Annotated in this window: 15 protein-coding genes and 1 tRNA gene; 13 read left to right on the plus strand and 3 right to left on the minus strand. The window is 35.5% G+C overall.

Annotated elements, in window-relative coordinates; all coding sequences use genetic code 11:
• The first annotated feature begins 27 nt into the window (after positions 1 to 27).
• From AC0608_RS06145 to AC0608_RS06200, 12 genes are all read left to right on the plus strand, one after another.
• On the plus strand, positions 28 to 372 hold the full coding sequence (locus AC0608_RS06145) for a phage holin family protein (RefSeq protein ID WP_131990228.1): 345 nt from the start codon (positions 28 to 30) through the stop codon (positions 370 to 372).
• Positions 373 to 457: 85 nt separating this feature from the next.
• On the plus strand, positions 458 to 826 hold the full coding sequence (locus AC0608_RS06150) for a hypothetical protein (RefSeq protein WP_478288456.1): 369 nt from the start codon (positions 458 to 460) through the stop codon (positions 824 to 826).
• Positions 827 to 977: 151 nt separating this feature from the next.
• The gene (locus tag AC0608_RS06155) at positions 978 to 1853 is read left to right on the plus strand and encodes a DUF3347 domain-containing protein (protein WP_417958633.1); all 876 of its coding nucleotides are present in this window, start codon (positions 978 to 980) and stop codon (positions 1851 to 1853) included.
• A gap of 20 nt (positions 1854 to 1873) precedes the next feature.
• Positions 1874 to 2356, plus strand: coding sequence for a TlpA family protein disulfide reductase (locus AC0608_RS06160; protein WP_417989557.1), 483 nt, complete (start codon positions 1874 to 1876; stop codon positions 2354 to 2356).
• Between the two features lie 5 nt (positions 2357 to 2361).
• Complete coding sequence (locus AC0608_RS06165; RefSeq protein ID WP_417958631.1) at positions 2362 to 2889, plus strand: heavy-metal-associated domain-containing protein; 528 nt, start codon at positions 2362 to 2364, stop codon at positions 2887 to 2889.
• Position 2890: 1 nt separating this feature from the next.
• Complete coding sequence (locus AC0608_RS06170; protein ID WP_417989555.1) at positions 2891 to 3700, plus strand: hypothetical protein; 810 nt, start codon at positions 2891 to 2893, stop codon at positions 3698 to 3700.
• A gap of 36 nt (positions 3701 to 3736) precedes the next feature.
• A complete protein-coding gene (locus AC0608_RS06175) occupies positions 3737 to 4453 on the plus strand; it encodes a DUF3347 domain-containing protein (protein WP_417998042.1) in 717 nt (238 codons plus the stop codon).
• Position 4454: 1 nt separating this feature from the next.
• Positions 4455 to 4922 (plus strand): heme-binding domain-containing protein, encoded by a 468-nt coding sequence (locus AC0608_RS06180; protein WP_478288457.1) that lies wholly within the window; start codon positions 4455 to 4457, stop codon positions 4920 to 4922.
• A 260-nt stretch (positions 4923 to 5182) separates the two neighbouring features.
• Entirely contained in the window at positions 5183 to 5470 is a 288-nt protein-coding gene (locus tag AC0608_RS06185; RefSeq protein WP_478288458.1) for a heavy metal-binding domain-containing protein, read from the plus strand.
• Between the two features lie 71 nt (positions 5471 to 5541).
• A complete protein-coding gene (locus AC0608_RS06190) occupies positions 5542 to 8076 on the plus strand; it encodes a heavy metal translocating P-type ATPase (protein WP_478288459.1) in 2535 nt (844 codons plus the stop codon).
• A 39-nt stretch (positions 8077 to 8115) separates the two neighbouring features.
• Positions 8116 to 10761 carry a multicopper oxidase domain-containing protein gene (locus AC0608_RS06195; RefSeq protein WP_478288460.1) on the plus strand — a complete coding sequence of 882 codons (2646 nt, stop codon included), beginning with the start codon at positions 8116 to 8118 and terminating at the stop codon, positions 10759 to 10761.
• Between the two features lie 176 nt (positions 10762 to 10937).
• Positions 10938 to 11009 (plus strand) — tRNA-Glu (locus AC0608_RS06200).
• Between the two features lie 348 nt (positions 11010 to 11357).
• Here the strand turns inward: AC0608_RS06200 and AC0608_RS06205 are convergent.
• The gene (locus AC0608_RS06205; protein WP_478288461.1) at positions 11358 to 12254 is read right to left on the minus strand and encodes an NmrA family NAD(P)-binding protein; all 897 of its coding nucleotides are present in this window, start codon (positions 12252 to 12254) and stop codon (positions 11358 to 11360) included.
• A 609-nt stretch (positions 12255 to 12863) separates the two neighbouring features.
• On the opposite strand from AC0608_RS06205, the gene AC0608_RS06210 reads away from it, so the two are divergent.
• On the plus strand, positions 12864 to 13205 hold the full coding sequence (locus AC0608_RS06210) for a hypothetical protein (RefSeq protein ID WP_478288462.1): 342 nt from the start codon (positions 12864 to 12866) through the stop codon (positions 13203 to 13205).
• Positions 13206 to 13304: 99 nt separating this feature from the next.
• Here AC0608_RS06210 and AC0608_RS06215 read toward each other — a convergent pair whose 3' ends face one another.
• Both AC0608_RS06215 and AC0608_RS06220 read right to left on the minus strand, forming a co-directional pair.
• On the minus strand, positions 13305 to 13853 hold the full coding sequence (locus AC0608_RS06215; protein ID WP_478288463.1) for an REP-associated tyrosine transposase: 549 nt from the start codon (positions 13851 to 13853) through the stop codon (positions 13305 to 13307).
• Positions 13854 to 14181: 328 nt separating this feature from the next.
• Complete coding sequence (locus AC0608_RS06220; protein ID WP_478288464.1) at positions 14182 to 15261, minus strand: hypothetical protein; 1080 nt, start codon at positions 15259 to 15261, stop codon at positions 14182 to 14184.
• Positions 15262 to 15487 lie beyond the last annotated feature (226 nt).

Consider the following 15487-nt stretch of genomic DNA (forward strand, 5'->3'; position numbering starts at 1 on the left):
TTTATTGAAATTTTAAAATAAAAATTCATGAATTTACTAATCAAAATTCTTATCACTTCGGGCTTAGTATTGCTAATTGCTAACTTTATGCCTGGTGTTCGTGTAGCAGGATTTACCACAGCATTAATCGTAGCGATTGTTCTAGGGTTACTTAATATATTTATCAAACCAATATTAGTTATACTTACATTGCCGGTTACAATTATTACTTTGGGATTGTTTTTACTGGTCATTAATGCGTTAATGATTTTGTTATGTACTAAAATTGTTGGTGGATTTAGCGTAGATACGTTTTGGACTGCCCTGTTTTTTAGCATTATCCTGTCCGTATTACAGTCCATAATGAATGGGATATTAGGGGAAGGAAAATAATTTATTAATTTTAACACGTATTTGTGATTGAATTAATTTAGAATTAGCGTTCGATGAATATCTTTGTACTTTACAAAACAATACGATGTCTAGAAAGTTTTACATAGTGTTACTAGTTGTGCTTGGGTTCTTTATGACTCCTAGCATCGCTTTTGCCTGTGGAGCAAAAATCGATAAGGCATGTTGTAAAAAAGAGTCTTCTTCAGAAAAAGATAAAAAAGAATGTTGTAAAAAAGCACAGTCTTCAAAAGAGAAATCCCATGAAGGTTGCAATGGCGCTTGTAAAAATATTACTTGCAGTTCAATTCTATATTTGGGTTTGACTTCGTTCTCCTACAGTGACTTGAATCATCAACTTTTTCATTTTTCTACTGAAAAACAAAATTATTATTACTCAGAAATCTTTATTTCTTCTGATTTCCGTTCTATTTGGCTTCCACCTAAAATAAGCTAAATTCCTTCTGTGACAGCCAAAAAACTGTCTGCTTCAAAGCATTATATGCTTTACAATCATTAATTTTTAAGTCACATTCATTTAAAACATAGTATAAAGTGCTATTTTTTTAATGTTTTTTGTGACTGACTCACTTCCAAATTACGATACAATGAACTCAATAAAAAGAATATTGATGGCAATAGTACTATTGCTATCAGTTACAGGCGCAAGCGCGCAGATTAAAAATGCTACTACAGAAACGGTAAAAATATACGGGAACTGTGACATGTGTAAAACAACGATCGAAACTGCTGGAAATTTTAAAAACCGTGCCAAAGTAGCCTGGAATAAAGACACTAAAATGGCAATACTTACGTACGATCCCACAAAAACAAATCAGGACGAAATCTTGAAACGCATTGCTTTAGCAGGCTACGACAGTGAAAAATTTCTTGCTCCGGATGCTGTTTATGATACTTTACATGGATGTTGTCAATATGAAAGAGAAGCTAAAGTAGCCGCTACACCAGAAATTAAAAGAGAAAGTACAGCTACACAAATGCATGCAAACCACGCGAGTACTACTACTGTTGCAGTGGTAAAAGATCAAGTAGATACTAAATTAAAAGTTGTTTTTGATGCCTATTTTGTATTGAAAGATGCATTGGTAAAAACAGATGGTAAAGCTGCTTCAACAGTAGCGAAAGATGTTTTGACTGCCTTAAATGCAGTGAAAATGGAGGAACTTGCAATGGATGTTCATATCGTTTGGATGAAAGAAATGAAAAGTGTAATGGCCAATACCAGAAATATTTCCGAGACAGGAGATATCAAACGTCAAAGGGAGTTTTTTATTCCTTTTTCAAAATCGATGTATGAATTGATAAAAGTGGCTAAATATGAAACTCCGGTGTATCTTCAGCTTTGCCCTATGGCCAATGGAGGCAAAGGTGCCAACTGGTTGAGTAAAGAGAATGCAGTCAAGAATCCCTATTACGGTTCTCAAATGATGACTTGTGGAAAAACGGTGGAGACCATTCAATAATTATTTCAAAAAAAGATTTAATGAAAAATACAATCAAAAATACAATTTTGCTATTCAGTTTAATAGTTAGTGTTTCAACTGCGACTGCTCAACTAAAAATTGGGGCTAATTTGCCAGATTTACAGCTTAAAAATAATAAAGAGACAACAATAAGTTTGACTTCTATGAAGGGGAAAACGGTCTTAATTGATTTCTGGGCTTCTTGGTGCGCACCTTGTAGACTGGCTAATAAAAAGTTAGTTCCTTTTTATAATTCACATAAAAGCGAAAATTTCGAAATTGTTGGCATTTCACTTGATACTGATGCAACAAAATGGAGGAATGCTATTCAAAAAGATAAATTGGGGTATGAGCAATTGATTGATGCCAAAGGTTTTGATGCTGCATCAGCAGTACTTTTTGGGGTAGAAGAATTGCCTAATTCGTATTTGTTTGATGCCTCTGGGAAATTAGTAGCCATTAATCCGACAGAGGAAGAAATAATAGCACAAATAAAAAAATAAAGAACATGAAAAATATAAATTTAAAATTCATCCTTTTGGCTTTTTTCGTTTTGATTACCAGCCTAAAATCCTATTCTCAAATCGCAAAAGCCGAAATAATTGCCACTGGATTGACCTGTTCAATGTGTTCCAATGCAATAAACAAACAATTGAAAGCCATGCCCGAAGTGGAGAGCGTTGCTACGGATTTAAATACCAATACATTCACCGTTGTTTTAAAGAAAAATAATTCATTAAGCCCAAAAGTATTAAAAAATAGCGTGGAAAAAGCGGGATTCTTTATAGGTTCGATGGTCTTGACAATGGAGTTTGACAATTTAAAAATTGAAGATAACCTTGTCGTTAAAAAAGAAAATGCAACGTTTATTTTTGTTGATTCTAAATCAAAAATCGGGAATGAAACAACTAGAGTGCAAGTCTTAGACAAAGGGTATGTGACGCAAAAAGAGTACAAAAAATTAGAAAAATCATTTTCAAGATATGCCAGTTATGCTGCAGGGAATGAAAACGACTTTCATTTGAAAACAATCTAATATGAACTATTTGCGTTTTGTTTTCCTGTGCATGTTCTCTTTTCAAGTACAGGCACAAGAGTTATTTGTAGTTACTGAACCGGCAAGTAATATGCCAACAGGTTCTGTAGGAATACGATTAGGACAGTCATTTATGAGAGAGAATTTCCGGTCCGGTTATGGTTACCAAGTATCGCCAGAAATAATGTGGGGAGTAAATAGAAATTTAATGGTCCATGCAGCTGCATATTTAAGCAACAGTAGCAATCAATTTACTGCCGAAGGCGGCAGTTTGTATGCTAAGTACCGCTTTTTTTCTGTTGATGATATCCAGAGTCATTTTCGCATGGCAGTTTTTGGAAGGTACAGCCGGAATAATTCGATTATTCGCCAAGAAGAAATTGAAACAATGGGGAATAATTCGGGTTATGAAACGGGTTTGATTTTTACTCAATTAATCAAAAAAACAGCGATTAGTTCGACAATCAGCTTTGAGAAAGCATTAGACAATAAACCGGATTACAATTTCCCGTTGTTTCAGAGCAGTAATGCTATAAACTACTCGCTTTCATTTGGAAGGTTGATGTATCCAAAGAAATATACCAGTTTCAAACAAACGAACGTGAATGCAATGGTGGAGTTTGTAGGGCAAACGCTATCGGACAATGGACGCTCCTATCTTGATGTGGTGCCTTCCATACAGTTTATAATTAACAGTCAGGCAAGAGTGGATGTGGCCTATAAAAAGGAACTGTATAGTTCGATGCTTCGTTCGGATCCTAATGGATTTTATTTAAAACTGGAATATACCTTTTTTAATGTTTCACAATAAAATACACAATAATTAAATAGTTAATAAATTTATTAAATGAAAAATATAATAGTATCAATCGTAACACTGGCATTAGTTTTAGTTTCTTGTGACCAGAAAAATAAAGAAATTAAAGATGTTAAATCAGGGACTAGCCAAACTACATCAGAAATGTATGCGTGTTCAATGCATCCTGAGATTACAGGTGTAAAAGGAGCTGAATGTTCTAAATGTGGAATGGAACTCACCCAGAAAGCGGCACAAGATTCAGATTTGCAAAGCACTGTATCCGCTAAAAAGGAATCCAATGCAGATACAAAAACTTCAACAGTGACACAATCTTCATTTACAATTAATGAAATAGTGAAAGATTATTTACAAATTAAAAATGCATTAGCGAAAGATGATTCGAAAGGAGCAGCCACCGATGGAAAAGAATTATATGCTACTTTGAATAGTATAAATGCCAGTAGTATAGATCCAAAATTAAAGGCTGAATATCTTAATATTGCTGATGATGCAAAAGAGCATGCAAAACATATTGGTGATAACGTTGGTAAAATTGACCACCAAAGAGAGCATTTCGTAATGTTGAGTAAAGATGTAAATGATTTAATAAAAACTTTTGGCACCGATCAAAAATTGTATCAGGATTTTTGTCCTATGGCAAATGAGGGTAAAGGAGCTATTTGGATAAGTGAAATCAGGGACATAAAAAACCCGTATTATGGTTCGGAGATGCTAACTTGTGGATCAATGAGAAAAGCGTTGTAAGATGGAAAAAAGCATCAAGAAAATATTTTTTGTAGCATTAATTATTTTTTTATTGATGCAACTGTATCAACCGGTTCGAAATGTGAATCCGGAGCAAGACATGACTGTCGATTATACAAAAGCGTATGGTGTGCCTAATAATGTGGCAACAATATTAAGAACATCTTGTTATGATTGTCATAGTAATAATACCGATTATCCTTTTTATTCTTATGTTCAGCCAGCACGTTTTTTAATGGAAAAACATATCAAGGAAGGGAAAGAAAATTTGAATTTTAATGAGTTTGGCACATACTCCAAGCGAAAGCAGGAAAACAAATTAGATGCAATTGTAAAACAAATAAAATCCAACGAAATGCCTTTGGTTTCGTATACGTTATTTCATAAAAATGCAAAACTATCATCTATGCAAAAAAATGAAGTAGTGGATTGGATTGATAAAACGATTGGCAGTTCAAACAATGAATAGTAAGAGAAGCATAACTTTTAAACTATAAGTCAAAAAAATAGAATTGTATAACATCAAAGTGATGACTATAAAACCGGTCATTCTTCAATTAAATTGAAATTGTTGTTTCTGCAAGGATACATAGAGGTCCAAAAAAAACTTTTTTTTAATTGATACTTAGTAAATTATATAATTTATATAGACAAAACTACAAGGGTTTGGAGACTGTTTTTTGTAATTTTATAATGCAGAAATTAATCTGCAATTAATAAATTAAAACAATGAAAAAAATATTTTTTTTAGCCCTAATGGCGGCTGTAGTAATGGTTTCTTGTAACCAAAAGAACAAAGAAAATTCAACAAATGATTCTATTATGATGGACGATACTTCAACAATGAAGAGTTCTGATGGTACTAAGATGAGCAATGATTCAATAGAATTGAAAAATAATGCAACAACCTATGCTTGTTCGATGCATCCTGAAGTTCAAGGTAGTCTAAATGATAAATGTTCAAAATGCGGAATGAAATTAACGGAGCCTGTTCCTGTAATGGAAGTAAAAAAATAACAGTTTGCCGTATTTAATCGAATCAATCGTACACTCCAAAAAAGTGTAAGGTTGGTTTTATACACAGTTAAATGAAACATACGTATTCAATTATCGGAATGTCTTGCGACGGTTGTCGTTCCAAAGTCGAAAAAACATTGAATGCTATCGATGGAATTCAAGCCACAGTTACTTTGGATCTATCAATGGCAACGATAACAATGGATGAACATATTCCCACTGCTCAATTGCAAGAGGCATTGACAGCCTCCGGAAATTATACAATAGCAATGAATAATGGGGTTGATTCTCATGAAACAACTGAAAAGCCAATCGAAAAATCATGTTGCAGTTCGGATAAACCTCAAGAGAAAACGACAATAACTGTACCCAGTAATGCGCAAGGAAAATACTATTGCCCAATGCATTGTGAGGGCGAAAAAGTCTATGATAAGCCAGGAAGTTGCCCCGTTTGCGGAATGGATTTGGTCAAAGAAGCAGCATTGGCAAATAGTAAAACAATGTACACGTGTCCCATGCATCCCGAAGTAATCAAAGAAGGCCCCGGTTCTTGCCCTATTTGTGGAATGGATTTAGTGCCAATGCAACCTACCGATTCTGAAGAAAATAAGGTGTACAAAGACTTGGTGCATAAAATGAAAATAGCAGTGGTTTTTACGGTTCCTATTTTCATTATTGCCATGTCAGATATGATTCCTAATAATCCATTACTGAAAATGATGGATGCTTCAAAATGGAATTGGGTACAACTCATTTTGTCGCTTCCTGTAGTTTTGTATGCGTGCTGGATGTTTTTTGAGCGCGCTTGGAAATCCATCAGTACTTGGAATCTCAATATGTTTACGCTAATCGGAATTGGTACAGGAGTGGCGTTCTTATTTAGTTTAATCGGAATGTTCTTCCCTGAGATTTTCCCTGAGGAGTTTAAAAACCATAACGGAACGGTTTCACTCTATTTTGAAGCAACAACAGTCATATTAACTTTGGTTTTATTAGGTCAGTTATTAGAAGCCAGAGCGCACAGTCGAACCAGTGGCGCCATAAAAGAATTGTTGAAATTAGCACCTACCGAAGCCACTTTGGTTATCGACGGAGCTGATACAATAATCTCCATTCACGACATCAAAAAAGGAGATTTGTTGCGGGTAAAACCGGGAGATAAAATTCCGGTGGATGGGAAAATTACCGACGGCGAAAGTACCATTGATGAATCGATGATTACAGGCGAACCCATTCCTGTGGATAAAAAAATAGGCGATAGCATTAGTTCAGGAACAATCAACGGAAACAAATCCTTTGTGATGATTGCCGAACGAGTTGGTTCGGAAACCTTGCTTTCACAAATTGTACAAATGGTGAATACTGCCAGTAGGTCTAAAGCACCCATCCAAAAATTAGCGGATAAAATTGCTAAATATTTTGTGCCAATTGTTGTTTTTGTATCGGTAATCACCTTTTTTGTTTGGGCACGATTTGGACCGGAACCCGCATTGGTTTATGGATTTATTAATGCGATTGCCGTATTGATCATTGCCTGTCCGTGCGCTTTGGGATTGGCCACGCCCATGTCGGTGATGGTTGGTGTTGGTAAAGGCGCACAATCCGGAGTTTTGATAAAAAATGCCGAAGCGCTGGAAAATATGAACAAAGTAAATGTGCTGATTACCGATAAAACAGGAACAATCACCGAAGGAAAACCTTCCGTTGAAAAAGTATTTGCAATAAATAATGACGAGGATTCTTTATTGCAAAGTATTGCTTCCTTAAATCAGTACAGCGAACATCCTTTGGCGCAAGCCGTAGTCAATTTTGCGAAAGCGAAAGAAGTTGCATTAATCGAAGTAAAGGATTTTGAAGCGATTTCCGGCAAAGGAGTCATTGGTACAGTTACCAATAAAAAAGTAGCTCTTGGAAATAAAAAATTGATGGAGCAAGTGAATGCAACGGTTTCTGCAGAACTGGAAAATCAAATCACAGCCGAACAAAAACTGGGGAAAACGGTTTCTTATATTTCAGTGGACGGAATTGCGGTGGGATTTGTATCGATAACCGATGCCATAAAAGCAACAAGTGTTGAAGCGATAAAAGAATTGATGCGCCAGGGCGTTGAGGTCATTATGCTTACCGGAGATAATGAAAACACGGCAAAAGCAGTGGCGACACAATTGCATTTAAGTTCGTTTAAAGCGGGTTGTTTGCCAGAAGACAAGCTCAAGGAAATTAAACGATTGCAATCCGAAGGGAAAATTGTGGCTATGGCAGGTGACGGAATTAACGATGCTCCGGCTTTGGCGCAAGCCGAAATTGGTATTGCCATGGGAACCGGAACGGATGTCGCTATTGAAAGCGCAAAAATAACGTTGGTGAAAGGCGATTTGCTAGGAATAGTAAAAGCCAAAAATTTAAGTCATGCGGTAATGCGAAATATCAAACAAAATTTATTCTTTGCCTTTTTCTATAATGTGTTGGGAATTCCAATCGCCGCAGGTGTTTTGTATCCTTTTTTTGGGGTGTTGCTTTCGCCAATGATTGCGGCTTTGGCCATGAGTTTCAGTTCGGTTTCCGTAATTGTGAATGCGTTGCGATTGCGTGGGTTAAAACTTTAAATTAAAATAGCTAAGCGTTTCTTAGAAAATTAAAAAAACATGAAAAGTACTATATTACTACTTGTATTCCTGATGCTTATTTCTCCTTTTGCAAAAGCAGAAAATAAAAATAGAATTACCATTTCCCGAAAAGCATCCATTTTTCAAACACAGCCTGTAACGTACACTTGTGTGATGCACCCAGAAATTCATGCGAATAAACCTGGAAAATGTCCCAAATGCGGGATGGATTTAATTAAAGAGAAAGCAAAACCAGTAAAAAAAGCAGTTGCCAAAAAACAAGCGCCAAAAGCAATTGTTAAAAAGCAAATACCGTTGCGAACCAGCGTGAATCAAACCAAAGCGGCAAGTGATGATGCGCATAAAAATCATGTGGCTACACCTATAGACAGCAGCACAGTGAAAGCGGAGCCCGTTAAAAGAACAGCGAAAAATGCACCGCCTAGAACCGTTCGGTATGATTTATATGTTCGCGATACCATTGTCACTTTTGGCGATACGCCTAAAAGAGCAATAGCGGTAAACGGACAAATTCCGATGCCAACGCTCACATTCACCGAAGGCGATATTGCCGAAATTTATGTACATAATGAGTTGGATGAAGAGACTTCGTTGCACTGGCACGGATTGTTTTTGCCTAATAAAGAAGATGGTGTGCCCAATTTGACTCAAATGCCAATCTTACCCCATACGGTACACAAATATACGTTCCCAATTATTCAACATGGAACCCATTGGTACCACAGCCATACGGGTTTGCAGGAGCAAATAGGAATGTATGGTTCTTTTGTGATGAATAAGAGAAACGAAGATCCAACTTTTAGAGCAGGAATTGATGATTTACCAACGGTGCCAATCATTTTGAGTGAATGGACGGACTTAAATCCAAAAAATGTCCATCGGATGTTACACAACGCAACCGATTGGTTTGCAATTCAAAAAGGAACTACACAAAGCTATGCAGAAGCCATTAAAGCGGGACATTTTAAGACCAAAGTAGCCAACGAATGGAAACGAATGAATGCGATGGATGTAAGCGATGTGTATTACAATAAATTTCTAATTAACGGTAAAAATGAAAGTCAACTTTCGCAGTTTAAAGCAGGTGATAAAGTGCGATTGCGGATTGCCAATGGCGGCGCCTCTACCTATTTTTGGCTGACGTATGCCGGTGGAAAAATAACCGTGGTGGCCAGTGATGGAAACGATGTGGAACCAGTTGAAGTGGATCGTTTGATTGTTGCCGTATCCGAAACCTATGATGTTGTGGTGACTATTCCTGCTGAGAAGACCGCTTTTGAATTTTTAGTCACCTCTGAAGATCGGACAAAATCCGCTTCGTTGTATGTTGGGGACGGTGTGAAACAATTGATTTCGCCATTGCCAAAATTAAAATATTTTGAAGGGATGAAAATGATGAACGGCATGATGAAAATGAATGGCGATTTAGATGATATGGGCATGAAAATGTCGCTGAATCAAATGGACATGAATGTAGTGATGTATCCTGAAATCACGGGGCCTATAGATTCTAAAGAAGAAGCACAACAAGAAGTAGAGATGGATCATTCGTCTCATGATATGGGAAAAATGAAAATGGCGGAAACCGCTCCAAAGATGGATAATATGAAAATGACGGAAGATGATTATAATAGTAATGCGCTATCTGACATTACTACTTTGAATTATGCCATGCTGAAATCACCTACTAAAACAACTTTGCCCAAAGACGCACTCGTAAAAGAATTGCGGTTTGAATTGTCTGGAAATATGAATCGCTACGTGTGGAGTCTGGACAATAAAGTAGTTTCGGAAGCCGATAAAATTCTAATTAAAAAAGGGGAGAACGTTCGAATTGTACTCTTCAATGGCTCCATGATGCGCCACCCGATGCATTTACACGGACATGATTTTAGAGTCCTGAATGGTCAGGAAGAGTTTGCTCCGATGAAAAACATAATTGACATTATGCCGATGGAAACTGATACGATTGAGTTTAATGCAAATGTCAAAGGCGATTGGTTTTTTCATTGTCACATTCTCTATCACATGATGGCGGGAATGGGAAGGGTTTTTAGTTATGAAAATCAAGAGCCTAATCCTTTGATTCCAAATCCAAAATTAGCGCAACGAAAATTATTCGCTGATGACAGAGCTTTTCATGTGATGGCCGAAAATGATTTTGCCACCAATGGAAACGATGGAATGCTGATGATTCAAAACACGCGTTGGAGTATTGGTACCGAATGGCGTTTGGGGTATAAAAATCATCACGGATATGAAACCGAAACGCACATTGGGCGTTACATTGGGAAAATGCAATGGCTGATGCCGTTCATTGGTTTTGACTGGAGGTATCGAAAAATGGAAATGGGAGCAACGGAAGAAAATCTTTTTGGACAAACGAATACCAAAGACAATCGTGCCGTTTTTAGTGCCGGAGTCGAATATACCTTGCCCATGCTCATCAAAGCACAAGCCGAAGTCTATACCGACGGGAATTTTAGGTTGCAATTTGAACGCATGGATATTCCGGTTTCCAAAAGATTACGCATGAATTTAATGTGGAATACGGACAAAGAATACATGGCAGGTTTGCGTTATATTGTAAAAAGAAATTTTGGAATTACTACGCATTATGACAGTGATATGGGAATGGGTTTTGGATTGAGTTTGAATTATTAAGTTAATTCTAAAAAAAACTTTCTTTAAATTAAGTACACTTATTTTTGTTAGGTTTTAATGATCAATTGATTATAATTTTCAAGTTCATTGCCGACTGTTTTTATTGGAAGGTTTTTGATTTTGGGTTTGTGCATTTCAAAAATAGTGCTAATTTTACACCCGAAATAGAAAAACGGGGCCCGTTCGTCTATCGGTTAGGACGCATGGTTTTCATCCATGTAAGAGCGGTTCGATTCCGCTACGGGCTACAATTTTAAATAACAATCTTAAAAAGCCTCGAAAATTATTTTTCGAGGCTTTTTTTAGCATTGGTTTGGGCTGTTCTTTTGAGAATTTTATGAATTAATCGAATACTTCAGCTTCCAGAAATATAGAGTAGAACCCTGAGATCAGGATACGCAATTCAAGATTTTAGTAACCTGTATAATGTCTCCTTATATTGTAACCAATACTGTTTCCTGTTAATACATTATACTCCCGTTGTTATTTGTTCATTATTATGAGCACGAAACTCGGACTGTAGTAAATCTTCTTGTAACAGTAATCGATTTTTTATTTGCTAAATGGCTTAACGTTGCAATGGAGTAAGAACTTGTCTATACTTTATGTTTGAATAGAAAATCTTTTACCGTTGTCCACTGTACTTCAGGATAACGGTTATTATCAAGCTTTGCTATTTTTGAACGCTCATCTATCATATTGTGCATGTATTGCATTCCTTGCCAAGCAGGATAAAGCTCTTTTTTTCCTGGTGCTAATTTTCGAGCAATTTTTATAAGTATAGCAAGAAGCTTTTTTCCACCAGGTCTAAATAAGTGAAATTTTTGACCTGTTACCTCACTAGCTACTACTTTTAATTCGCGCGGACTTATTAGGTCGCCTGCAATTCTAAGGTAACGGGGAGTGTTTGAGTCAAGAGCCACATTTGCAGTGAATTCTGCTGTATTGTCCATTGTGGTAAAGCCCAATTTGTAATCAGTATTGCCCCAATATAGAATCATTTTCTGCTTAAAGAGAATCATAGGCATTTCATCGATTAGCAATTCAGTAAAAGCTCCGTTAAAAATGGAAGTTGCAGTAATGGAAGTTTTATCAAGGTATTCGTGAAATTCACGTCTTAAATCTAAGTTCCTGTTTTCACCATAGGAGAACTTGGTGAAATCTAATGAATAGTCTGATGGAATAAAACGAGGGACGCCCGCTGCTATGGCGGCATCTAACAATTTTTTTTGGGCATCTATGACCACTTCACGCAGTCCGGCTAAAGCGGAAACTACGCAGGAAACACCATCACAAGAATTTTTTAGTTCTTCAAAATTCCAACTATTTACCGTAAAGATTTTAATACCTAAATTTTCAAGTATTTTTATTTTTTCAACGTTAGTGTTCGAACGAACTATAACACGTATTTCAGCATCTTTATTTAGTAAAGCCTTTACTATTTTTAGTCCTAAATTACCTGTTGCCCCTGCTACTAAAATTATTTTTTTCATATCTCTATACTATTTTCTCTGTCCGTTGTAAGATTTTCCAGTACTGAACGTCAGTTTTCCTAAAAACCGGCAAACGGGGTTGTTTCCCTCTAATTATAAAGTAAATATAGCTGATTTAGATTGTAATTAGTTTTTTATAAAAAGAGACTGGATTGTAAATCTAAGCAATCGGCAATAGTGCAACATATTTGCGATCAAGTCAATCTTTTTTATGTTGTTCCGTTAATGGTATAAGCTCACACGTTTATTCCGTTTGATATTCCATTCATAATGGCATTCATAATCAGCATGACTTTTCTTTTTTGTCCAAAGAATAGGTCTTTAACACTTTACCTTCACGTTATTATTAGATCATTATTGTGCGTGCAAAGAGACAATTGCGGATCTTGTTTATTGGAAATGTGTGAATTATGAAATTATTAGTGAAAATTATATTACGTTTTGCAAATGTATTGGATTATTTTTGCTTCTTAGATTCTTTGTTTTGGCAGTAGGAACAACCTTAAAAAGAGTTTAAATAATTAGGAATTATGCTAGGATGAGAAACAAGTATTAATATAAAAACATATAATAATGTCAGAAAAAAACAAAAAACAATTTGGTGTCTGGATGGATTCACATCATGCAACTATTGTAGGAAGAGAAAATATAGATTCAGGTGAGTTCGTAATATTAGGTCATGAAAAAGCTGACGGACAAGGTCGTAATTCAAGCGAAAATGCAGCAAACAATGCTGAAAGAGATTTACTTCATAAACTATTCAAAAACATTACTACTCATATGCAAAATGTTGATGAATTGCATGTGACAGGAACTGGTACTGCTCAAGAACAATTTATTAAATATTTGAATGAGACTCCACAATATAAAAATGTTGAGACTAAAGAAAGTACTTCTAATAAAATGGATGATGAAAGTTTAATTGAATATGTGGCTGCACAGTTCAACTAATCGCTTTTCATTATTTAATATTTTTTAGATTAATATTTTTTTTCTGCTTTTGTTGAAGCGCCGCTAGCGCGAGCGTCCCGCTCGTGCCCACTACCAAAATCAATTCAAATCTATTTCTATAATCGTTTGATCATTATTTCCGTAATTTCTGGCACTACTATATTTCCAATCTATTGGATCAGTTACAAAACCAGATTCTACGGGATTGTTATGTATATAATTAAGTTTTTGTTCAAAAACCTTTAACGACCAAATTTCTGTTGCATGATTATCCTGTTGCCAAAATTGTCTATGCTTTACATTACTGTTCTTTTTTCCTGCTCGTTCCATCATCCAAAGCATCCATTCTCTTCTGCTTTCTTGAGTGTTTTCTTCGATTGTTTGAAGCATTTTTTTTGATGTAAATCCTTTGAAATCTCGCATTAATCCTGATGGATTGCCATTTCCGGAACGAAATAGTAAATGAACATGGCTTGGCATAATGCAATACCCATAAATTTCCATTGCCTTATTTTTTCTGCAAAAGTCCAATGATTCTATAATATTCCCACAATATGCATCCCTTGTAAAAACATCTATCCAGTTTACTGTGGCAAAGCTTACAAAATAAGCTCCTGTACTTTCTCCAAATTTATATTTTGTGCTCATAGATTTGCTTGTATTTAATCTAATTGTCAATTAAAAGTAAATATATATTTCTAGTTTTTTTAGAAGTAGAAAATTTAGATTTAGTTGCATGTTTTCCATTCTCTTGTTAGCGGTCTCATGCGTGACGCTAACGCTAGCTGGAGATTTAAGATTTATGTCTAAATTTGGTTCGCTTGCGCTAGCGCGAGCGTCCCGCTCGTGTCTCTTAAGAATTTATTTTTTAGATTTATTTTTTGTTCTTCTTGCTCTTGTTAGCGGTCACGAGCGGGACGCTCGCGCTAGCGGGGGGGATTTTAAATTCGCAATCTCGCTGTTGGCAGAAGTTTTATTACGTTATAATTTCTTGGGCATGCAGCCTTATTATATGATTCACGTCTAATAGATTTCTTTCTTCATAAAATTTTGTATGCTCCTCGTAAGTTAGCCATCTAGAACCAATCATTCTAGAATTAAAAAGTTCATCAAAAATTTTATAAGAAACATTTTTTCCTTTCACATTGACTTTAGTTAAGGATTTATATGTTTGCATTATTTGCTTAACCTCGCAAACAGGAATATGCAAACCAGTACTTACCATTTTGCTGTCGGCAGATTGTAGTTTACTTGTAGGTCTTAAAAATGCACAACAATGGGGTAGACGATAATTTTTTAAATTTCTTGTTCCGTCATTATTATTGCAAAAACCAGCTTGGCAAATGTTTTTATGAAGTTTTTCAATTTGAGCGTCTAAACTACCCATTTTGAAATTGAGACTTTTATTGTCCCATGTTTTATATTGCATATGTAAAAACCTAACATGCCCACTTTTAGTATCAAGATGTTCGTAAATTAAGTCAGCTCCAATGATATTTTCAGCATTATCGGGATGCAATAATCGGAGCCTTAAAATATTATTATTGTCTAATTTGTAATCTATAAATTCCTCATTTTCATAAATTTTGTTTTTTACTCCAAGATCATTTCTTTCGGCTAAATAAATATCACGATTAAGTGTTTTATGTTCGGATACTTTTCTAGGTTGAAAATATTCAAGTGCATTTTCATAATCTCTAATTCTTCTTTGTAACGTCCTTTTATTATTTTTGTTTAGTGTTAAACTTTTTAATTCTTCTAAATCTTTTTTTATTAAATCAACAGGATCTAATATTTGCTCCGCGGTTGATTTTGTTTCCGCTAAATCTTTATAAAATTTAACCCATTCACTTTCATTCTTTCTATCCATTAATTTGGTGACAGATTGATATATTTCGGGATTAATGTCCTCAACCAAGTCAAGTGTTTGTTCATAGGTTATTGGTTGATCAAGTTTTGAAGAAATACTTACAACTTCTCGAAGTGCATTAACCAGTTGAAAAGCAATGTTTCTTCTTTCTTCTTCCTCAAAACTTTCATTTGAAAAGTAATTCATATGTTGAATGTTTATTATTTCTAAAAATTTCTGCTAAAATTGGGTAAATAGTCGCTACTTTTTGTCGTTTTATTCAATTTCAAATATATAAATAAATTATTACAAATTTAACGCAGAGGTTTTTATTGTTGCATACTTCGACCCGCGTGAAGGATGGCAGTGGAGCTCTTTTAGGGGCTGCCTTTTTTTGGCAGGCGATAAAAAGCGGGAACGTACAGCCTGACCC

The sequence above is a fragment of the Flavobacterium sp. GNP008 genome, from assembly GCF_056428965.1.